20 protein-coding genes are annotated in these 20,777 nt (G+C 61.0%); 15 read left to right on the forward strand and 5 right to left on the reverse strand.

Features of this window, described 5'->3' with window-relative positions:
- Positions 1-128: 128 nt before the first annotated feature.
- Complete coding sequence (locus VQ071_RS24100) at positions 129-1,037, reverse strand: LysR family transcriptional regulator (RefSeq protein WP_340516795.1); 909 nt, start codon at positions 1,035-1,037, stop codon at positions 129-131.
- A 144-nt stretch (positions 1,038-1,181) separates the two neighbouring features.
- Here VQ071_RS24100 and VQ071_RS24105 point away from each other — a divergent pair, with 144 nt between their 5' ends.
- From VQ071_RS24105 to odhB, 5 genes are all read left to right on the forward strand, one after another.
- Positions 1,182-1,847, forward strand: a complete 666-nt coding sequence (locus VQ071_RS24105) for a succinate dehydrogenase cytochrome b558 subunit (protein WP_340516796.1) — start codon at positions 1,182-1,184, stop codon at positions 1,845-1,847.
- A gap of 18 nt (positions 1,848-1,865) precedes the next feature.
- Positions 1,866-3,623 carry a succinate dehydrogenase flavoprotein subunit gene (sdhA, locus tag VQ071_RS24110; RefSeq protein WP_340516797.1) on the forward strand — a complete coding sequence of 586 codons (1,758 nt, stop codon included), beginning with the start codon at positions 1,866-1,868 and terminating at the stop codon, positions 3,621-3,623.
- A gap of 3 nt (positions 3,624-3,626) precedes the next feature.
- Positions 3,627-4,400 carry a succinate dehydrogenase iron-sulfur subunit gene (gene sdhB / locus VQ071_RS24115; RefSeq protein ID WP_340516798.1) on the forward strand — a complete coding sequence of 258 codons (774 nt, stop codon included), beginning with the start codon at positions 3,627-3,629 and terminating at the stop codon, positions 4,398-4,400.
- Positions 4,401-4,726: 326 nt separating this feature from the next.
- Complete coding sequence (locus tag VQ071_RS24120; protein ID WP_340516799.1) at positions 4,727-7,600, forward strand: 2-oxoglutarate dehydrogenase E1 component; 2,874 nt, start codon at positions 4,727-4,729, stop codon at positions 7,598-7,600.
- Between the two features lie 6 nt (positions 7,601-7,606).
- A complete protein-coding gene (gene odhB / locus VQ071_RS24125; RefSeq protein WP_340516800.1) occupies positions 7,607-8,872 on the forward strand; it encodes a 2-oxoglutarate dehydrogenase complex dihydrolipoyllysine-residue succinyltransferase in 1,266 nt (421 codons plus the stop codon).
- Between the two features lie 690 nt (positions 8,873-9,562).
- Here the strand turns inward: odhB and VQ071_RS24130 are convergent.
- Positions 9,563-10,540, reverse strand: a complete 978-nt coding sequence (locus VQ071_RS24130) for a M15 family metallopeptidase (protein WP_340516802.1) — start codon at positions 10,538-10,540, stop codon at positions 9,563-9,565.
- A 252-nt stretch (positions 10,541-10,792) separates the two neighbouring features.
- Between VQ071_RS24130 and VQ071_RS24135 the strand changes: the two genes are divergently transcribed.
- From VQ071_RS24135 to VQ071_RS24175, 9 genes are all read left to right on the forward strand, one after another.
- Positions 10,793-11,146: a hypothetical protein gene (locus VQ071_RS24135; protein ID WP_340516803.1), complete on the forward strand. Its 354-nt coding sequence runs from the start codon at positions 10,793-10,795 to the stop codon at positions 11,144-11,146.
- Positions 11,146-11,385 (forward strand): hypothetical protein, encoded by a 240-nt coding sequence (locus VQ071_RS24140; RefSeq protein ID WP_340516804.1) that lies wholly within the window; start codon positions 11,146-11,148, stop codon positions 11,383-11,385. Before VQ071_RS24135 ends, VQ071_RS24140 begins: the two co-directional genes overlap by 1 nt.
- Positions 11,386-11,399: 14 nt before the next feature.
- Complete coding sequence (locus VQ071_RS24145) at positions 11,400-11,891, forward strand: hypothetical protein (RefSeq protein ID WP_340516805.1); 492 nt, start codon at positions 11,400-11,402, stop codon at positions 11,889-11,891.
- A complete protein-coding gene (locus VQ071_RS24150) occupies positions 11,888-13,708 on the forward strand; it encodes an ATP-binding cassette domain-containing protein (RefSeq protein ID WP_340516806.1) in 1,821 nt (606 codons plus the stop codon). Before VQ071_RS24145 ends, VQ071_RS24150 begins: the two co-directional genes overlap by 4 nt.
- A gap of 5 nt (positions 13,709-13,713) precedes the next feature.
- Positions 13,714-14,154, forward strand: coding sequence for a TlpA family protein disulfide reductase (locus tag VQ071_RS24155; RefSeq protein WP_340516807.1), 441 nt, complete (start codon positions 13,714-13,716; stop codon positions 14,152-14,154).
- 1 nt (position 14,155) lies between these two features.
- A complete protein-coding gene (locus VQ071_RS24160; RefSeq protein ID WP_340516808.1) occupies positions 14,156-14,362 on the forward strand; it encodes a hypothetical protein in 207 nt (68 codons plus the stop codon).
- A gap of 65 nt (positions 14,363-14,427) precedes the next feature.
- On the forward strand, positions 14,428-15,033 hold the full coding sequence (locus VQ071_RS24165) for a MauE/DoxX family redox-associated membrane protein (protein WP_340516809.1): 606 nt from the start codon (positions 14,428-14,430) through the stop codon (positions 15,031-15,033).
- Positions 15,014-15,514: a hypothetical protein gene (locus tag VQ071_RS24170; RefSeq protein ID WP_340516810.1), complete on the forward strand. Its 501-nt coding sequence runs from the start codon at positions 15,014-15,016 to the stop codon at positions 15,512-15,514. The genes VQ071_RS24165 and VQ071_RS24170 overlap by 20 nt, the downstream gene beginning before the upstream one ends.
- A 33-nt stretch (positions 15,515-15,547) precedes the next feature.
- Positions 15,548-16,342: a sensor domain-containing protein gene (locus tag VQ071_RS24175; RefSeq protein WP_340516811.1), complete on the forward strand. Its 795-nt coding sequence runs from the start codon at positions 15,548-15,550 to the stop codon at positions 16,340-16,342.
- Positions 16,343-16,504: 162 nt separating this feature from the next.
- Here VQ071_RS24175 and VQ071_RS24180 read toward each other — a convergent pair whose 3' ends face one another.
- From VQ071_RS24180 to VQ071_RS24190, 3 genes are all read right to left on the reverse strand, one after another.
- On the reverse strand, positions 16,505-16,813 hold the full coding sequence (locus tag VQ071_RS24180; protein WP_340516813.1) for a winged helix-turn-helix transcriptional regulator: 309 nt from the start codon (positions 16,811-16,813) through the stop codon (positions 16,505-16,507).
- A 449-nt stretch (positions 16,814-17,262) separates the two neighbouring features.
- Positions 17,263-18,078: a histidinol-phosphatase gene (locus VQ071_RS24185; RefSeq protein ID WP_340516814.1), complete on the reverse strand. Its 816-nt coding sequence runs from the start codon at positions 18,076-18,078 to the stop codon at positions 17,263-17,265.
- Between the two features lie 37 nt (positions 18,079-18,115).
- Positions 18,116-19,018 carry a LysR family transcriptional regulator gene (locus VQ071_RS24190; RefSeq protein WP_340516815.1) on the reverse strand — a complete coding sequence of 301 codons (903 nt, stop codon included), beginning with the start codon at positions 19,016-19,018 and terminating at the stop codon, positions 18,116-18,118.
- A 195-nt stretch (positions 19,019-19,213) separates the two neighbouring features.
- On the opposite strand from VQ071_RS24190, the gene VQ071_RS24195 reads away from it, so the two are divergent.
- Positions 19,214-20,776 (forward strand): MDR family MFS transporter, encoded by a 1,563-nt coding sequence (locus VQ071_RS24195; protein WP_340516816.1) that lies wholly within the window; start codon positions 19,214-19,216, stop codon positions 20,774-20,776.
- Position 20,777 lies beyond the last annotated feature (1 nt).

Raw genomic sequence — 20,777 nt, forward strand, 5'->3', positions numbered from 1 at the left:
AGCCGCCTCGTCTGGCAGCCCGAGGATATCTGAGAGCGTCTCTCATCTGGAAACGGCGGGCTGGCGGCGAATATGCGTGTACGATGAGAAAGATGAGAATTGGGCGGCAAGCGCCAAGCCGGTCCAGATCAGCTCTGCAGACGTCCTCTGGCGAACAGGGCGATCGTCTCTTCAATTAAATAACGCGTCGATGGCGCGAGCCAGGCGAGATCGCCGTATATGAGCGAGGTCGTACGCTTGAACTCCTCAAGCTCGCGGATGCGGACGACGTAGAGATCGTTGTCGCTCAGCATCTGCGGACGCAGATACGACTTGGGCAGCATCGTACCCGTGCGGCTCGCGCCAAGCAGGCGGACGATCGCCTCGAACGAGTCGATCTCCATGCGGACGTCGGGCTTCACGCTGTACTGGCGGAACAGCTCGTCCGTCAGATTGCGGTACCACGTCCCCGGCGCGAACAGAATCATCGGCAGCCCGTTGAGGTCGCTCATGGACAACTGCGTGCGCTCGACGATGAAGTGCGAGCGGGGCAGCACCAGTACGACCGTATCGTCGAAAAGGGGCGTGCTCGTAATGGCCGGGTCGTCCTCAACCGAGGAGGCCACGAGGCCGAAGTCGACCCTGCGCTCCTTGACGAGCGTCGCAATCTCGTGGGACTTGCCTGTCACCGCCTTGATCTCGAGATTCGGATGCTTGTCCGTCATCGCGGTGATCAGCTCGGGCAATGTCGTCTGCAGCGTCGTCAGGCTCGCGCCGATCGTCGCGACGGGCGCCTCCGCCGTCTTGAAGGCGTTGAGTCGCTGCAGGTAATCGCCGTGGAACCGGCGCAGCTCCAGCGCGAACTCATACGTGAATTGCCCGGCCGCCGTCAGCTCCAGCCGCTTGCCGACGCGTCGGAACAGATCGACGCCCAGCTCCCGCTCGAGTCTGGCGATCCGCCGGGACAGCGCAGGCTGGGTCACGTTGAGCCGCTCGGCCGCCCGATTGAGGCTGCTCTGCTCCACGACAGTCGCGAATACTCTCATATCGTCCAGCATTTGGGAATAACCTCCGCGCTTATGTCTATTCGTCATAAGTTTTAATAATAAATAAGCAGTTCCATTATAAGCGAAAATGGAGTAACCTATAAACCGTGAAGAATTCGTGACAACGCACGGATCGAAAGGAGAACGCTCACCGATATGAAAGGAAACTCGTTTTACGCGCGCAAGATTCATTCGCTCTTGGGAGTGATTCCGCTCGGATTGTTCATCATTGAACACGCCCTGACGAATTACTCCGCGTTCGAGCACGGCAAGGATGGCTTCGTAGACAGCGTCAAGAGCTTGCACGACATGCCGCTCATCTTTTTCCTCGAGTTGTTCGTCATCTGGCTGCCGATCCTGTTCCACGGCGTCTATGGCCTGTATCTCGCGTTTACGTCGAATTACAGCACGGGGCGGTACAGCTACGGACGCAACTGGGCGTTCGCGCTGCAGCGGATTACCGGCGTGATCACGTTCGTATTCGTCGCCTGGCATATCTGGCAGACGCGCGTCCAAGTCGCGCTCGGCAACACGACCAACGAAGAGATCGGACAGCACATGCATAACATCGTGACCCAGCCCGTCTACTTCACCATTTACTTTATCGCGGTCCTCGCCGCCGTTTTCCACTTCGCCAACGGCCTGTGGGCTTTCTTGGTGTCGTGGGGCATTACGGTCGGTCCGCGCGCGCAGCGGGTATCGTCGAATATTTGCATGGGCATCTTCGCGATCGTCGCCGTGCTGTTCCTGCTGTCGCTGTTCGCGTTCCGCAGCGACGAGTTCGCGGCGGCGCAGACGGCTGTCGTCGGTTTGTTAGGTTGATCGGAGGGAGAATCAGCAATGGCTAATCAGAAAATCATTGTCGTCGGCGGCGGACTCGCGGGTCTGATGGCGACGGTCAAGGCGGCGGAAGCCGGCATGCGGGTCGATCTGTTCTCGCTCGTGCCGGTCAAGCGGTCCCACTCCGTATGCGCCCAAGGCGGCATCAACGGAGCTGTTAATACGAAGGGCGAAGGCGACTCCCCGTGGGAGCACTTTGACGATACGGTATACGGGGGCGACTTCCTGGCGAACCAGCCGCCGGTCAAGGCGATGTGCGAAGCGGCGCCCGGCATCATCCACCTGATGGACCGGATGGGCGTCATGTTCAGCCGTACGCCGGAAGGTCTGCTCGACTTCCGCCGGTTCGGCGGCACGCAGTACCACCGGACGGCGTTCGCGGGCGCGACGACCGGCCAGCAGCTGCTCTACGCGCTGGACGAGCAGGTCCGCCGCTGGGAAGTGGCGGGGCTTGTGCAGAAGTTCGAGCACTGGGAATTCACGTCCGTCGTCCTGGACGACGACGGCGTCTGCCGCGGCATCGCGGCGCAGGACCTGCGCTCCATGGAGACGGTCACGTTCCGCGGCGATGCGGTCATCCTCGCGACCGGCGGCCCGGGCATCATCTTCGGCAAGACGACCAACTCGGTCATCAACACCGGCACGGCGGCCAGCGCCGTCTACCAGCAGGGCGTGCACTACGCCAACGGCGAGTTCATCCAGATTCACCCGACGGCCATTCCCGGCGATGACAAGAACCGCCTCATGAGCGAATCCGCGCGCGGCGAAGGCGGACGGATCTGGACGTACAAGGACGGCAAGCCGTGGTACTTCCTCGAAGAAAAGTATCCGGCGTACGGCAATCTCGTGCCCCGCGATATCGCGACCCGCGAGATTTTCTCGGTGTGCGTCGACGAGAAGCTCGGCATCGACGGCGAGAACAAGGTGTTCCTCGACCTCTCGCACAAAGATCCGAAGGAGCTGGACGTCAAGCTGGGCGGCATCATCGAGATCTACGAGAAGTTCACGGGCGACGATCCGCGCAAGATCCCGATGAAAATTTTCCCGGCCGTTCACTACTCGATGGGCGGTCTGTGGGTCGACTACAACCAGATGACCAACATCCCGGGTCTGTTCGCCTGCGGCGAATGCGACTACCAGTATCACGGCGCGAACCGTCTGGGCGCGAACTCGCTGCTGTCCGCCATCTTCGGCGGCATGGTCACGGGACCGAAGGCGGTCGAATACATCAAGGGTCTCAAGAAGTCTTCCGACGACGTCTCCGAATCGGTATTCGAGCGCGAGCGCTCCAAGCAAGCGAACAAGTACGAGTCCATCCTCAAGATGGACGGCTCCGAGAACGCCTACGTCCTGCACAAGGAGCTGGGCGAGTGGATGACGGACAACATGACGGTCGTCCGCTTCAACGACCGTCTCGAGAAGACGATCGGGAAGATCAAGGAGCTCAAGCAGCGCTATACGAAGATCAACATCAACGATACGGCCCGCTGGAACAATGCCGGCGTCGCCTTCACCCGTCAGCTGTGGAACATGCTGGAGCTGGCCGAGGCGATGACGGTAGGCGCCCTGCTGCGCAACGAGAGCCGCGGCGCGCACTACAAGCCGGAGTTCCCGGACCGCAACGACGAGGAGTTCCTGAAGACGACCAAGGCGACCTGGACGCCGGAAGGCCCGCAGATCTCGTACGAGGACGTCGACACGTCCCTGATCAAGCCGCGGGTACGGGACTACTCCTCGAACAAGAAGAAGGAGGGCTAACCGATGGCAGATACTGCTACCGCTACGGCCAAGCGCACCGTCAAGTTCATCATCAAGCGTCAGGAGAAGCCGGACGCCGCTCCCTATACCGAGGAATTCGAGATTCCGTACCGCCCGAACATGAACGTCATCAGCGCGCTGATGGAGATTCAGCGGAATCCGGTCAAGGCCGACGGCTCCAAGACGACGCCGGTCGTCTGGGAATCCAACTGTCTCGAGGAAGTGTGCGGCGCCTGCTCGATGGTTATCAACGGCAAGCCGCGTCAGGCTTGCTCCGCGCTCATCGACAAGCTCGAGCAGCCGGTCCGCGTCGAGCCGATGTCCACGTTCCCGGTCGTACGGGACCTGGTCATCAATCGCGAGCGTATGTTCAACGCACTCAAGAAGGTCAAAGCCTGGATTCCGATCGACGGCACGTACGATCTCGGACCGGGTCCGCGGATGGCCGAGACCAAGCGCCAGTGGGCTTACGAGCTGTCCAAGTGCATGACGTGCGGCGTATGCCTCGAAGCTTGCCCGAACGTCAACGATCGTTCGAGCTTCATCGGCCCGGCGCCGATCTCGCAGGTGCGCCTGTTCAATGCCCATCCGACGGGCGAGATGAACGCGCATGAGCGTCTCGAGGCGCTCATGGAAGACGAGAGCGGCATCGAAGGCTGCGGCAACTCGCAGAACTGTGTGCGCTCCTGCCCGAAGGGCATCCCGCTCACGACATCGATCGCGGCGATCAACCGCGATACGACCAAGCATATGTTCAAGCGCTGGCTGAACTTCTAATTCTGGCTCGCCGCGCCGTTAATTGCCCGGAGGCGCCGATTGATATCGGCCGCATCCGGGTATTTTTGCGTGAGGTCCATGTGGCCGCCATTCGCCGGGACGGTCTGCTGCAATTTTGCCAATGTTCCGGTTCCATGGATAATATTGCTCGTTATATGGGCATACTTGACTGCATCTGTGCAGATGGCGAACGATCTCATTTTGAGATCATAACGATAGGAAATCCTTATTTTAATGTCGCGAACAAATGCTATATAATCATGGTGGATAAGCGATACCGCTATGCTCAATTAATAACTTTTATAGAAGACCGAGGGATCACACAAATGGCGAATGGCGAGCAAGACCATCAGAACCCATGGGCGAAGTACTACGGCCCGAACCTTGGCTACATCGAAGAGCAATACGAACTTTACCTTCGCGATCCGGCATCGGTCGCGCCAGAATACCGCGAACAATTCAAAGCGTGGGGCGAGCCGCCGCGCTCGGTCCGGGGCCCAGCCCCCTCGGTGCCGGGGGCGGCTGTCGCTATGGATGTACGTCAGCTTCGCAACGCAGTCGTCGCGGGCAAGCTCGTGTGGAACATCCGCACGTACGGACATCTGGCCGCGGACATCGATCCGCTCGGCATCGGTCCCAAGCCGTCGACGAAGGTGCTCGAGCCCGAGACCTACGGACTGACGTACGGCGAGCTCGCGGCGCTGCCCGCGGACCTCGTATGGGAAGCCGCTCCCGCCGGTCTGAAGAACGGGGCCGAGGCGATCGCCAGGCTCAAGGAAGTTTATGGCGGCACGATCGCCTATGAATTCAGCCATGTCGCCGACGAAGTCGAGCGCAAGTGGCTGAATAACTACGCCGAACAGCGGATTCCTGCGCAGCAGATCGGCGCAGCGGAACGCGCCGATCTGCTCAAGCGTCTGCTTGAAGCCGAGCTGTTCGAAGACTTCCTGCAGAAGACGTTCATCGGCGTCAAGCGCTTCTCCGTCGAAGGCAACGATGCGCTGATCGCCATGGTTGACCGCATGGTGCGGGATTTGGCGGATCAGGGCAATTCCGATATTGCGATCGGCATGGCTCACCGCGGCCGCCTGAACGTGCTTGCGCACATTTTGAAGAAGCCGCTGACCAAGATTTTTGCCGAGTTCCAGCACTCCGCATCGAGCGGCAAGAAGTCTCCGACGGAAGGGACCTTCACGTTCGAGCCGGGCGGTACAGGAGATGTGAAGTATCACCTGGGCGCCCGCCATGCATTCAAAAACACGAAGGGCGGCGAGACCCGCGTCGTGCTCGCGAACAACCCGAGCCATCTGGAGTACGTCAATCCGGTCGTGCAGGGCTTCGCCCGCGCCGCTCAGGACGACCGCTCCCAGCCCGGCTATCCGAAGCAGAACATCGAAGCCGCGGCCTCGATCGTCATGCATGGCGACGCCGCGTTCCCTGGCGAAGGCATCGTCACCGAGACGATGAACCTCAGCTCGCTGCGCGCCTACAGCATCGGCGGCACGATTCATATCATCGTCAACAACAAGATCGGGTTCACGACCGAGAGCGTGGATTCCCGTTCGACGCAATATTCGAGCGATCCTGCCAAAGGCTTCGAGATCCCGATCGTCCATGTCAACGCGGACGACCCTGAAGCCGTGATCGCAACTGCCCGGATGGCGGTCGAATACAGACAGATCTTCAAAAAAGACTTCCTGATCGATTTGATCGGCTTCCGCCGCCACGGCCACAACGAGACGCTCGATCCCGAGCCTACGCAGCCGACGATTTACAAGAAGGTCAAGGCACACCCTGGCGTCAGCCGCGTGTACGCCAACCGTCTTGTTAAGGAAGGCAAGCTGACGGAGGCGCAGTTCGAGGAGGCGAAGAACGCCGTGCTCGCGGTCTTCAAGGAAGCCTTCGAAGAGATGAAGAAGCTTGAGGATAATCACGCAGGACCGCAGTCGCACGCGGTCGTGCAGAAGACGTCTGCCGCCAAATCGGCGACAAGCGTGCCGATGGCGAAGCTGCGCAAGCTGAATGCCGACCTGCTCAAGTGGCCTGAAGGCTTCAAGCTGTATCCGAAGCTGCAGAAGATTCTGGAGCGCCGCGCGAGCGCGCTGAACGACGGGGAAAAAGTCGATTGGAGCCATGCCGAGACGCTGGCGTTCGCTTCGATCCTCGCGGACGGCCGCGCGATCCGCATGACCGGCCAGGACGCCGAGACCGCGACGTTCGCTCAGCGCAATCTGGTGCTGCACGACGTGGTGACGGGCGAGACGTTCTGCCCGATGCATACGCTGCCGCAGGCGAAGGCCTCCTTCGCGCTGCACAACAGCCCGCTCTCCGAATCGGCCGTGCTCGGCTTCGAATACGGCTACAATGTATACTCGCCGGAGACGATGGTGCTCTGGGAGGCGCAGTTCGGCGACTTCGCCAACGTCGCCCAGGTGCTTCTCGACCAGTTCATCTCGTCCGGCCGGGCCAAGTGGTCCGAACGTTCGAGCCTGGTCATGCTGCTCCCGCACAGCTACGAAGGTCAAGGACCGGAGCACTCCAGCGCCCGTCTCGAGCGCTTCCTGCAGCTGTCTGCGGAGGACAACTGGACGGTAGCGAATCTGTCGAGCGCCGCGCAGTATTTCCATCTGCTGCGCCGCCAAGCCGCGATCGTCGGCACCGATGAAGCCAAGCCGCTCGTCATCATGACGCCGAAGAGCCTGCTGCGCAATCCGCGCGCCGCTTCTCCGGCAGCCGAGCTCGGCGAGGGCGGATTCAAGACGATCCTCGAGCAAGCCGGTCTCGGCGCGAAGCCGGAGCGCGTCGAGCGCATCGTGCTCTGCTCGGGCAAGGTCGCCATCGATCTGGAGGACGCGCTGTCCAAGAGCAAGGACGGCAACCACGACTGGCTGCACATTATCCGTGTCGAGCAGCTGTATCCATTCCCGGCGGACGAGATCAAAAAGGTGTTCGCCCGCTTCCCGAATCTCCGGGAAGTCGTCTGGACGCAGGAAGAGCCCCGCAACATGGGAGGCTGGAACTTCATGGAGTCCCGCATCCGCGAGATCGCGCCTTCCGGCGCAGAGATCAAATATATCGGCCGTCCGGATCGTGCGAGCCCGGCGACCGGGTTCGCGGACGTGCATTCGGAAGAGCAGAACTTTATCGTGTCGCAATCTTTGAAGCAGAGTCCGACGTTGACTCACAATCTGGGGAGGTAAGCCGCAGTGGCAGATATTCTAGTACCGGCAATGGGCGAATCGATAACGGAAGGCACGATCTCGCGTTGGGCCGTCAAAGCAGGCGACAAAGTAAGCCAGGGCGATCTGCTGCTTGAGCTCGAGACCGACAAGGTAAATCTGGAGATTAGCGCCGAGCAAGCGGGCGTCGTCACCGAGCTGCTGTTTGGCGAAGGCGACACCGTACAGATCGGCCAAGTCATCGGCCGTATCGCCGAGGGAGAAGGCGCCGCCGCTGCACCGGCTGCGGCTCCCGCTCCTGCGGCCGCTGCGCCTGCACCGGCTGCAGCTCCGGCCCCTGCGGCCGCTACGCCTGCGCCGTCCGCACCAGCCGCTACGCCGGCTGCCGGTCAACCGTCCGCGACGCCGGCCGCCCGCAAGCTCGCTCGCGAGCAGGGCATCGACCTGAGCCAGACGCAAGCGCGCGACCCGCTCGGCCGCATCTACCCCGAGGACGTGCGGGCAGCCGGCACGCAGCCTTCCGCCCCGGCGGCTGCGCCTGCGGCTCCTGCTGCCAAGGCGCCCGCTGCGCCTGCTTTCCAATCGGCCAAGCCTTACGAGCGCAAGAAGATGTCCCGCCGCCGCCAGACGATCGCCAATCGCCTGGTCGAAGCGCAGCACACGGCGGCGATGCTCACTACGTTCAACGAAGTCGACATGAGCGCCATCCTCGATGTCCGCAAGCGCCGCAAGGATGCGTTCAAAGAAAAGAACGAAGTCAACCTGGGCTTCATGTCCTTCTTCACCAAGGCGGTCGTCGGCGCGCTGAAGCAGTATCCGCTGCTGAACGCCGAGATCGACGGCGACGATATCATCGCCAAGCAATTCTATGACATCGGCATCGCCGTATCGGCGAAGGAAGGCCTCGTTGTGCCGGTCGTCCGCGACGCCGACCGTCTGAGCTTCGCCGAGATCGAGCGCTCCATCGCCGACCTGGCCGTCAAGGCGCGCAACAACTCGCTCGCGCTGTCCGACCTGCAAGGCGGCACGTTCACGATCACCAACGGCGGCGTTTTCGGCTCGCTGCTGTCCACGCCGATCCTGAACGCACCGCAAGTCGGCATCCTCGGCATGCACAAGATCCAGCATCGCCCGGTCGCGATCAACAACAACACCGAGATCGCCATCCGTCCGATGATGTACATCGCGCTCTCTTACGACCATCGCATCGTCGACGGCGCCGAAGCCGTCCGCTTCCTGGTTGCAGTCAAGGAGATGCTCGAAGATCCGGAGACGCTGCTGCTGCAAGGCTGATAATTCATCCTGCAAGCATGTTTTAAGTTTACCTTGTCAGTTAAGCCCCGCTTATTTTGAGCGGGGTTTTTTGTTTTGCTGCGCACCAGTGCGAGCTGTCTCCGAGGCGCGATGCGCACTCTCAGAGATAGCCTTGCAGGCCAACTCGCCGTAGTTACGGGTATTTCCTCCTTTTAACGCGTTTGAACGGTATCCCCTTCGAACAGGATAGTGCCGTGTTGGCACAACGAAGGAGTTCGATCACCATAATATGCCTGCCGTAAAATACACCTGATCGAGCGGGATACCGTTCAAATGGTGTAACACAGACGAGGTTCCTGATCGAGCGGGATACCGTTCAAATGGTGCAGCACAGGTGAAGTTCCTGATCGAGCGGGATACCGTTCAAAAGGCGCAGCACAGACGAGGTTCCTGATCGAGCGGGATACCGTTCAAAAGGTGCAGCACAGACGAGGTTCCTGATTGAGCGGGATACCGTTCAAAAGGTGCAACATAGGTGAAGTTCCTGATCGAGCGGGATACCGTTCAAAAGGTGCAGCACAGACGAGGTTCCTGATCGAGCGGGATACCGTTCAAAAGGTGTAACACAGACGAGGTTCCTGATCGAGCGGGATAGCGTGCAAACGAAAAAACACCCGCAGCAGGGCGGGTGCAGGTGCGGGTGTTCGCTCATGTGTCGCCAAATATAAATTATGCCTTGGTTGCAGCCTTCTCAGCCGCTTCGAGATACGCCTCCAGTGTCACACCCTGTGCCATGATCTGTCTGGCTGCGTCGATGCCGACGTAGCGGACATGCCACGGCTCATAGGAATAACCGGTCACGTCTTCCTCACCCTTAAGGAATCGAATGATGAATCCGTACTCGGCGCAGTGTGCGGCGAGCCACTTGCCTTCCTTCGTATCGCCGAACTTCTGCTCCAGCTCGTAGTTAGCGCTCGCGCTGGAGACGTCCATCGCGAGGCCCGTCTGATGCTCGCTCTGGCCGGGGCGCGCGCTCGTCCGATTTGCGACTTCTTCGCCCTTCAGATCCGCATTGCGGCTGAAGATCGACTTCTGCGTGGCATAGGCGCGGTATCCGGAGACAGCCTTCAGGGTGATTCCGTCCTGCTCGGCGCCGGCGAACAGCTGCTCAAGCGCCTTGGCTGCAGGCTTTCTCATCTTTTGCTTGGGCGAGTCGCCCGAGAAGGAGAAGGCAACGTCGGGCTTCACCAGGTCGTCAGGCGCATACTCGGACGACAGCTCGCGCTTCTTGTTGACGAGGACGAGCATACTGTCGGGATTGGTCACGACGGCGACGCCGTTTTTGTTCACCTTAATTGTCTTCCCCGGCGCATTGGTTTGCAGCAGCGCTTCGAGGCTCGCGTTCCCCTTGCCGTTATCCGGGGTATCGGTCGAAGGCTTGGGTTCGTCCGTCGGTTTCGCAGGAGGCGTAGCGGATGCCGAAGGCGACGGATCGGCTGCTTCAGTATGATCAGGCGCAGCGCTCTCCGAAGCCGATGCTTCCGGGCTCTGTCCGCCTGGGCTGGTTGTGGGCGACGGGTCGGCCGTCTGCGTGACGGAGGAGTCGGGCGCTGCGCTCCGTTGCTTGTCGGTCCCGATGATGTCGTCCGCCTTCCATATGCCAACCGCGAGTACGGCCCCCGCGATCAGCCATCTGCCTATCTTCATTTCACAATCCCTCCGATTCTATCAATTTAGACGCTCATAGATTGTATTTTGTTTCGACATATTGTTGGAAAAGGCGGCAGAATCGTGGTTAAGCCGACAGAGAAGGAACAAGGACAAAGCGGGACGACACGGGAGCAGACCAGGTTCCAAGATCAAACAGGAACAAATGTTCCTGTTCTGGTTGTATAATAGTGTGGTCAGGCTCCTACATAGATGAGAAGGGAGCCAGGCAGCTAGCGAAGGAGGGGCAACATGGATGAGAAGCAGACATTGATCGCGGAATTCAGACAACAGTTGACGAGAGCGGCATGGCGGATGCAGTATCACAACCGGTTCCGAATGAACCGCGAGCTCCCGATTGCGGCGGCAGAACGTTCGGGCGCCGGCGAGGACGACGAACAGACGTTGTCGGTGCTGTATGTTCAGGAGGTGCTGCTGGGTATCCCTTCCGACTCGGGAAGGTCGGTCATGCGGAAGCTGATCGTAGAGGGGAAGACGGAGAAGGAAGTGTCGCGCGAGCTGGGCATCAGCCAACAGGCGGTGAACAAATGGAAACGAAAATCGGTCGAAGCGATTCGCCGTCAGATGATGAGGTCCGCCAATTAGTGTGGGCCGCCGGGCGCGGCGACCACAACGCGACGCTGCGTATCCTCGCGATGCTGGAAGCGGATATCGAGCGGTTGTCCCGCTTTATGCGGATGCCGCGCGAGGAAGCGAGGCAGGCGCTGACGCTTGAACTGCTGGAGCTTATCCGCAGCAGGTCGGGAGCGGATGCGCCATCCGGGCAGAGCGGCCGCTGCGCCGAGACCGGAGCGGCATACGGCAGTTCGATCAATTTGGGATAAAGGAGACAACAGCCATGGAATACCGCAAGTTCAATCGCGGCAGCGCGCCGGAATATCCGCGGGGGGAGCGTTTCCCAGACCGGCTCGAATTGCTGGAGGGCGGCGCGCAGAGTGACTTGTCCTGGCTACGGAATACGGAGCGGGGCGCGATTGTGTTCGTGATGAGCGCAGGATGCGAGGCATGCGACCTCAATGCGGCGGCAGGCCTGATGGCCGAGCGTCCCGAGCTGGACTATCTGCTCCTGGCCGAAGCCGGCGATGAGGAATATTCGGGTCTGGCAGAGGAGCTGGCGGCTTATCCGTGCCGTATCGCGCGATGCGAGATCTCGGCCCTGTCGGCCCGCATCCCGATCAAGGTCATCCCCTTCATGATCGTGCTCGACCGCGAAGGGCTCGTCATTGGCTCAGGGCTGTTCAACACGGCGGCACATGCCGCAGCGCTCGCTCGTCCGCTGCTGCGGATCGGCGAGGCAGACGACGGCGGAGCCATGGCCGAATCGGGATGAGCGGCTTCGTACACGTCGCGTCGGCTTCGCTGCGCGCCGTACGGAGCGTGTATCGCTTCGACAGGCTCGGTGTGCTGCTGTCGGCATCAGTCCAATGGCTGTCCGCTTTGCAATCGTATGCGACGCTTGCATTGACCGGCCTTGCGATCAATGCCGTGTTTGAACCCGGTTCTGCCGCCTTCCTCCTGCCGCTCGCCGCGCTGGCGGGACTGCAGCTGCTAGGGGCGGGTCTGAATGCATGGTCCACGTACCGCTCCTCGCGCATGCAGCTGGCCTATGCGAACGCATGCGAGCTGAGATTGATCGAGGAGACCGGCGCGCTGCCGCTTGCAGAGCAGGAGCATCCAAGCTACGGTGAGCGGCTCGCGCTCCGCCGGTTCGCCAGCGCCAAGCCGTACGAGCTGTATGCGCAGAGCACGCAGCTGTTGACCAGGCTGCTGACGGCGATCCTCGGATTTCGCTATCTGAGCGGCGTCCATCCATGGATCGGAGTGATAGCCGTCGCAGTCGGCTGTCTGAAAGGCGCGTTGCCCTTGATGCTCGTGAAGCGCAAGACCGAGCTGAGCCGCGAGCTCCAGCGCGCCTCTGTGCGGCCTTCCTACCTGAACGATCTATTGACTTCGTCTGCTGCGCAGAAGGAATTGACCGTCAACGGCTCAAGACTTTATTTCCAGCAGCAATGGGTGGCGGCAAAAGGGGTGTGTGACCGGCTGCTATCCCGGCTCCAGCGGCTGCAATTGAGCGTCGGCTTCGCGGGAGAGGCGGTATCCGCGGGAGGCTATGCGGCAGCGGCTTGCGCCGCGGCCTGGGCGGTCCGTGAGCGGGGACTGGGCGCCGGCGACTTCATGGCCGTCACGATGGCGCTGAGTCTGATCGCCTCGAATGTGTCGGCGGTGCTGCAGAGCTGGGCGGGCGTAAAGGAAACGCATGCGCATATGGCGGGGAATCGCATGAGCGGGGAAAAGGAGCGCGGCCGCCAAGAAGCCGGAGCTGCAACCGGGCGCGCTGCCACTCAGCCGGGACTTCCGTTTTCATTCGCCGATACAGTCATCGTCCCGGCGCTTCGATATACGTACCCGAACCGGGACAAGCCTGCGCTGGACATCGCGCAGACACGCATCGCCTACGGAGAGCATATCGCGATATTGGGCGGCAACGGCTCGGGCAAGTCGACCTTGCTCAAGGTGCTGCTGGGCCTGTACGTCCCCGAAGGAGGCTCGGTGCGGTATGACGGCGTTCCCGTCGAGGCATTCGACAGGTGCAGTATGTACGGGCGAATGCGCGTGCTCTTTCAGGACTTCGTCCGCTACCAGGGGACGGTCCGGGAAAATATGGCCGCAGGCCGCGAGGCAAGCGGGCTGGCGTCGGTGCCGGGAGACGAGGAGCTGCTGCGCCGTGTGCTGAGGGCAGCGGGGCTCGGCGAGCTGGCGGACGGACGCGGACCGGACACACCGCTCGGACAGCTTGACGGCAGCTCGATCTATCTGTCCGGCGGACAGTGGCAGAAGCTGGCATTGTCACGGCTGCACCTGCCTGGGGACGTCGATCTGATCGTGCTGGACGAGCCGACATCCGCGCTCGATCCGCTCAGCGAGACGGCGGCGATCGCCGCCATCCGGGCCCGGTTCGCGGACAAGACCATGCTGCTCGTCACGCACCGCGTCGGGGTCGCCAGCCTGGCCGACCGGATCTGGGTGATGGATGAGGGGCGTATCATCGAGGACGGCAGCCACCACGAGCTGCTGGCACTCGGAGGGACATACAGCCGCATCTGGGCGGAGCAGCAGGCGGTCCATCGGGACAAAGAGAGGAGCTGAAGGCGATGTCGCTACGATTAAACGCCGCATTCAAGTCGATGAACCTGCCCCGACCGGGCATGCCGGTACCGGATCTGAAGCGGGCGGGCGCGCCGGGGCCGAGCGGGGAGCCGAGACTGCTCATATTTGCGACACTGCACTGCGCGGACTGCATCGCCCTGCTGCCGCATCTCGCGCCTGCGGCGGAGGTTTTGTCCGGGTACCGGATGCATTTGTTCATGGCGGGCGATCCGAAGGAGGTGCGCGAGGTAGCCGAGTATTTCGAATGGACATTCCCCATATACCCGGTGAGCATTCGCGAGCTTCACGAGGGGATGGGCGTTCAAGCGTATCCCTTCGTCCTGTTCGACATCGGCGACGGCACGATCGCCAGAGCGGGGACCGCGCACGATGTATCGGAGATCATCTCATTATCGAGCGGTCTGCTCATGAGAGGAGGTGATTAAAATGGCCTGCGTATGCCCATCCGGATATTTGCTTGACGGCGAGACGACGCAATATACGTACTGCGTCGCCAACAAAACGTGTTATGCCAACGGGATCAAGTACAACAAGGAATACTGGTACAACAAGACGGTAATTTGCGTCAACACCAACGCGCCTAACAACGTCGAATACGTCAACTGCGATCAGTTGGCAGGATGCTGCGCTTAATCGGTGCGCGGAGAGCCGGGCCTGGGCCCGGCTTTCTTGGCATTTAATCGAAAGGGGGCAAGCGTATGCAACTGGAACATGCGGCGGCCTGGCTGTGCGATTACTTGATGGCGGCAATCTTCGCAGCCTCCGTATTCGGCAAGATCAGGGCGATGACGGATGCGCGCCTGGAGATCTCCGGACACGGGCTGCTGCTGGAGCGTCTCGTACCGGGTGCGGCGTGGACCGTGCTGGCCGGCGAGGCGGCGCTCGCCGCCGCATTCGGCATCGGCGGCCTGCTGGAGGGCGTCAAGGAACCGGCCGCGATCGCGGCGCTGGCGGCCATGAGCGGGTTGACCTGGCGGCGCGGACGCAGGAGCGCCGCCGGTCCGCAGCGCCAATGCGGCTGCTTCGGCGCGAACCACCCGCTCGGTCGCAGGCCGCTGCTGCGCAATGCGATCCTCATCGGTATCGCGGCGGCAGGCTGGCTGCTGCCGCGGCCTGCGGCATCGGCCAGCGACCTCGTTGTCTTCGCGCTGGCGGTGCTGGCTGCGGTCTGGCTGCTCGAAGCGCTCAAATTGCACACGGAGACGGGCGGGGCGGCGAGCGCTTCGCAGGGACGCGCGTGGCTTGGGCTTCATGCCCGGCGAGCAAGCGCAAGGGGGCAGGCCGATGCTGCCGTGCGGGATTGACGCGGCCCTGCTGCTGGCAGGAGTCTGCGCCGCTGCTGGATGGCTGACGTATCGGCGGCTGGCGAAGCGGCGGCGCAGGCTGCTGCGCGAGCTGTTCACCGCCGCCGCAGCGGCGGCGGGTGTGTGCGGCGATCCCGCAGCGGTGCTCGTGATTCAGGCGAACCGCAGCTCGGAGCCCGAGCTGGGCAGGCTGATCGCCGCTGCTCCGCGCAGCTGGCCCGTCGTCCTCGCGGGACCCGGATGGCTCGCCGAGCTCAAGAGCGCCGCGTGGGGGAGACCGGTAGGCTTGATGTCCAGCCTGTCCCCCGGCGGCGGCGCGCTGCGTGACGGCACCTACGCGGCGATCAGGCGCGGCGGCCGGTTCGAGCTCGTCCATGAGCTGCTGCCCTATATGCAGAGGCTGGGGAGGGACTGGTCTCAGGTCGGGGACGAATCCCCTTCCGCAGACGCTGATGAAGCGGCCGGCCGATTGCTACAATGAAGCAAATGGTTCGGAAGGCGGGGAACGTTCATCATGAAATCCAAAACGCGCATGAGCGCATGGTCTGCCTGGAAGCTGCAGCTATCGCTGCTGCCTTACGGCGTTGTTACTTTTGTCATCACATTGGTCGGCATCGTCCTGGGTCTCAGCCTGGCGATCGTCGGGATCGGCATTCCGATTCTGGCGGGTACGCTGGCATGGAATGCGGAACGGACAGAGCGGGAAAAATGGCGGTGGGAAGCCTGGAGAGAGGGACATGCGGTGCCTGAAGCGCATGCGATCGCCCAGCAGCCGCAGCAGGACGAAGCCGCCGGCGAAAAGCGCGCTTCCTGGGGCGCATGGTTCCGTACGCTCGGCAAGCCGGAGGGATATCGCGCCGCAGCAAATAGCCTGCTCGGGTTCCCGCTGCGCATCGCATTGTTCGTCGTCACGCTGACCGTACCGCTGTCCGTAGCGGCAATCTTGCTTGCCCCGGCCGTCTACAAGGTCAGCGATTACCTGTACGGTTATATTCTTTACAACGACGCTACGATGGAAATGCTGCTGCCGCCGCTGTCGCCGTTCGAGCGCTCGCTTGTCATCGCGGGTGTCGGCTTCGTACTGATGCTGTTCGTGCCGTCCCTGCTCCGGGCATGCGGCCGCATCTATGCCGGCTGGCTCGACTTCATCGCCGGCAGGGCGACCGTCGCGCCGGCTGCCGCAGCCCCCGTCCCGGCCGCTTCAGCTTCACCCGTCGCAGCCGCCGACGATTGGCTGGCCCGCGCCGAGGCGGCGATCAGCCGGTTCGACGAGGATGCCCGGCATACGCAGACGCCCCAACCGCACTGATACGCACGTTGTCGTGCGCGCCAAGTCAGCCTTCCGCCGATACACTGCGGGAGGCTGTTTTGTGTTGTTCACGGCATAATAACGGCAAAAAAAGAGCGGTCCCGCTGCCGGCCGCCGCCGCGCGAAACTGCTCTTTTTGGCCGCAGCCGCTGCTGCGTTACGTTACATCCACTTCTCGCCCCAATTCTGGATAGATGTGATGACATCCTCCAGATCCAGGCCTTTATCGGTCAACTCGTATTCGATTCGCACGGGCATCTCGGGGTAGACGGTGCGCTTCACGAGCCCGCACGCCTCCAGCTCCTTCATGCGATCCGTGAGCATCTTGTCGCTCATATCCGGTATTTGTTCCTTCATATCTTTGAATCGCTTCGGACCGCCCATTAATACGCGAACGATGAGTCCCGTCCATTTCTTGCCGAGCAGCTCGGCGGCATGCTCGTATTTAGGGCACATTCTGGAGTAGTCCATGCGGCTCACCCCTTTCGTGCCTTTATTTTATCATACGACATCCTAAATGAATAGAAGAAACATTATATTTGTACACAACTATAAATAAGTTAGTTTTTTTGCGAGCGAGCTTCACAAGCGAATCATCACGAGTCCGGCCAGCAGGCAAAATAAAGCGGTGAACCGGTGCAAAGTGCTATTCTCCTTCCGGAGGATGGAATGGACTGCGCACGCCGGCTTCGGCTCCCGGTCATTCCATTTAAGCTTTGTAACACAATTGCAATATTACTGTTACCGGAGTGTCTCAGACGTCGGTTACAATAACGAACAAGACCCCCTTTTTTCATATCTTTGAAGGCCTGCCAGCGGTGGCGGGCCTCTTTTTTTGTACCTGTACGTTTGCATCTGTACGAATGAAGGCCATCCAGATCGATGCTCGCGCAGCATATGCACTTCACGTCAACGACGATTTACAGCGGCACGACGATCTTGCGCTTCTGGCGGAAATACACCCATCTGGCGAAGCCAATCTCCCGGAGACGCCGCCGCACATGCTCCCAATCGTCGCCTACGCGCTCGGGAATATGCGCGTCCGAGCCGAACGTCACATCCGCACCGAAGTGGAGCGCCCGCTCTAGAATCGCGTCCGACGGATACCAGCCCCCGACATCTTTCGTGCTCCCGCTCGTATTGATTTCCAGGGCAATATCGTTCGCCGCGACCGCTCTCAGCGCTTCGTCGATGTCGTCCTCGGCGCCCCGGATGTCCGAGAAGTCCGGATAGTATGCCTTCATGGCGTCGATGTGGCCGAGAATCTGGAACATCCCGGCGTTCGCCGACTCCGTGATCAGTTTGTAGTACAGCTTCTTCTCCGCCGTATGCTCGGACGGATCGAGCTGCTGCCAGCGGGTGCGGTTGAAGATGCTGATGCCCCGCGTCTGATGGACCGATCCGATCAGATAGTCGAACGGATAGGGCGCATAGGCGGCGCGATAGATCTCCACACTCTCGGGGAAGTAGTCGGACTCGACGCCGAGCAGCACTTCGATCTTGTCCTTGTACTTGTCCTTGAGGCGGAGCACCTCGGCGACGTAATGCGGGAATTCGCTCTTGGCCATGGCGATGCCGGGCTGATAGCGGTCTTCCTCCCGTGCGAAGTAGGGGGAGTGGTCGGAGATGCCGATCGCCGTCATGCCCGCCGAGATCGCGGCTTCGATATAGTCCTCGATGACGCCGGAAGCATGGCCGCAGCGCTCGTGATGCGTATGCAAATCGAATTTTTCCATGGGGTACGCCTCCTCTGATCACTACCTATATTTATCCTTATTCGCTGCCGGTGAATTGATCCTCCGGCATTCCCTTCAGATCGTTCAAAAACTGCCGCATCGCATGGCTCACATACCGGCCGGACTTGGTGATGACGCCGACGGGATGGCTCACCTCAAGCTCCGCGACCGCAATCATCTTCAGGGTGCCTCGCTTCAGCTCGCCGGCGATGGACAGCTTGGAGACGATCGCCGCCCCGAGATTCAGCTCGACCATCCGCTTGACCTCCTCGCTGCTGCTCAGCACCATGATCGGATTGGGATCGATGTTGTATTCCTTGAGGATCTTGTCCACGAACCGGCGTCCGAGCGTGTCGGGGGACAGCAGGATGAGCGGGACATCCCGCAGCATGCCGACCGTCACGCGAGTCCGGGAGGCGAGCGGATGGCCCGGAGCGACGACCAGCTCGAACGTATCGTAGTACAGCACCGAGGTTTCTACATGTGCGCTGCGTTCGGCCAGATAGCCGATGCCGATATCGATGGTGCCGTTTTCCACGTTGGCCATCACCTGCGAGGAAGACATCGTATGTATCGTCGTCTTGATGAGCGGATACTGATTCTGAAAGTAAGAGAGCACGCGGGGGAGGATCTGAATCGCGATAGAGGTGGTCGTGCCGATCACGATATGGCCTTGCGGGTTCTGATCCAGGTCGGACAGCTTCTGCCTCAGCTCGTCGACGATGGACAGGATGCGCTGTGCGTGCTCCAGGAACACCTGCCCCCGGTCGGTCAGCGTCACCGGATGATTGCGGTCGACCAGAATCGTCTTGAACTCGTCCTCCAGGCTTTTGATCTGCGCGGAGACGGCCGGCTGGGTCAGGTTGAGCGCTTCGCCGGCCTTGCGGAAGCTTAGCGTCTTCGAGATGGTCAGCAGCGTCTCCAGCTGATTGATGTTCAATCGAATCGCTCCTCCCTATTTGAATTATTTATCGAGCCGCGCATCGGTATAAGAAGAATTTCTTGTTGTCTTATTATAGAAGGAATCCGATACGTACGCAAAGCTGACATGCAAAACATGTTGCGCTGTACTCAAATTTGAGTATAATCAAAAAAGGCTTCAATTTAAAGTCAAACGGGAGTGAATCAATCCGCAATGGATGTCAAAAAGAGCAATGTAAAACTCGCGATCGCAGGACTGCTGCTCGGCCTGTTCATGGCCGCGCTGGACCAGACGATCGTGTCGACCGCGATGAAGACGATTATTCAGCAGCTGGGCGGCCTGGACAAGTTCGTCTGGGTTTATTCCGCCTATATGATCGCCATGGTCGTCGCCACGCCGATTTTCGGCAAGCTGTCCGATATGTACGGGCGCAAGCGGTTTTTCCTGCTGGGCGTCCTGCTGTTCCTGCTCGGCTCCGTGCTGTGCGGCACGGCGCAGAATATGGACCAGCTCATCATCTACCGCGCCATACAGGGGATCGGCGGCGGCGCGCTCATGCCGATCGTATTCACGATCATCTTCGACCTGTTCCCGCAGGAGAAGCGGGGCAAGATGATGGGGCTGTTCGGCGCCGTATTCGGCATGTCCAGCGTATTCGGCCCGATTCTGGGCGCGCTGATCACCGACAACATCAGCTGGCGCTGGATTTTCTACATCAACGTGCCGATCGGCATCCTGTCGTTCATCTTCATCTACCGCGCCTATCATGAATCGGCCACGCGGCGCAAGCAGAGCATCGACTGGCTCGGCGCCATCTTGCTGGCTGCGGGCATCCTGTTCCTCATGTTCGCGCTCGAGCTGGGCGGCTCGGACGGCTGGGCATGGGATTCGGCCAAGATCGTCAGCTTCTTCGTCGCCTCCGGCGTGCTGCTCGTGCTGTTCCTGCTGGCAGAGCGCGCGGCCAAGGACCCGATCATCGCGCTCACGCTGTTCAAGAAGCGGCTGTTCACGAGCAGCATGATGATCAGCTTCCTGTACGGCGGCGTCATGATCGCCTGCGCCACGTACATCCCGCTGTTCATCCAGGGCGTCTTCCACAAGACGGCCACACAGACGAGCCTCGTGCTCACGCCGATGATGATCGCGGTCGTCATCAGCAGTCAGATCGGCGGACTCGTAGCCGGGAAGTTCGCGTTCAGGAGCACGATGCTCGTCTCGTCGATCGTGCTCACGATCGGCGCCGCGCTGCTCGGCTTCGCGATGGATCTGTCGACGGGCCGCGGCATCATCACGATGTACATGATCGTCGTGGGCCTCGGGATCGGCGTCTCGTTCTCTCTGCTCAACATCTCGACGCTCGGCTCCGTGCCGCCGCAGTACAAAGGCTCCGCATCCTCGCTGATTACGTTTTTCCGGACGATCGGCTCGGCGCTCGGCATTACGGTGTTCGGCGCCATCCAGAAGCACGCCTTCCAATCCGATGTGCTGGCGATGCCGGGCTCCAGCCCCGAGCTGGCGGCGCAGATCAAGAGCGGACAGGCGCTGCTCGATCCGACGGTCCAGGCAGCCATGAAGATTCCGCAGGATGTGCTGCAGAAGCTGCTGAACGAGCTGGGAGAATCGATCATCACGACCTTCCAGTGGGCGGCTCTGCTGCCGGTCCTCGCGTTCGTGTTCGCCATCCTGATGGGCAAGGCGCGCATGGCCGCTTCGAACGCAGGCAAGCCGGGAAGCGCGGAATCCGCCCGGACCGGGGGCGCGTCGGAGCGCAGCTAGC

The organism is Cohnella sp. 56 (genome assembly GCF_037963805.1).
Classification (GTDB): Bacteria; Bacillota; Bacilli; order Paenibacillales; family Paenibacillaceae; genus Cohnella.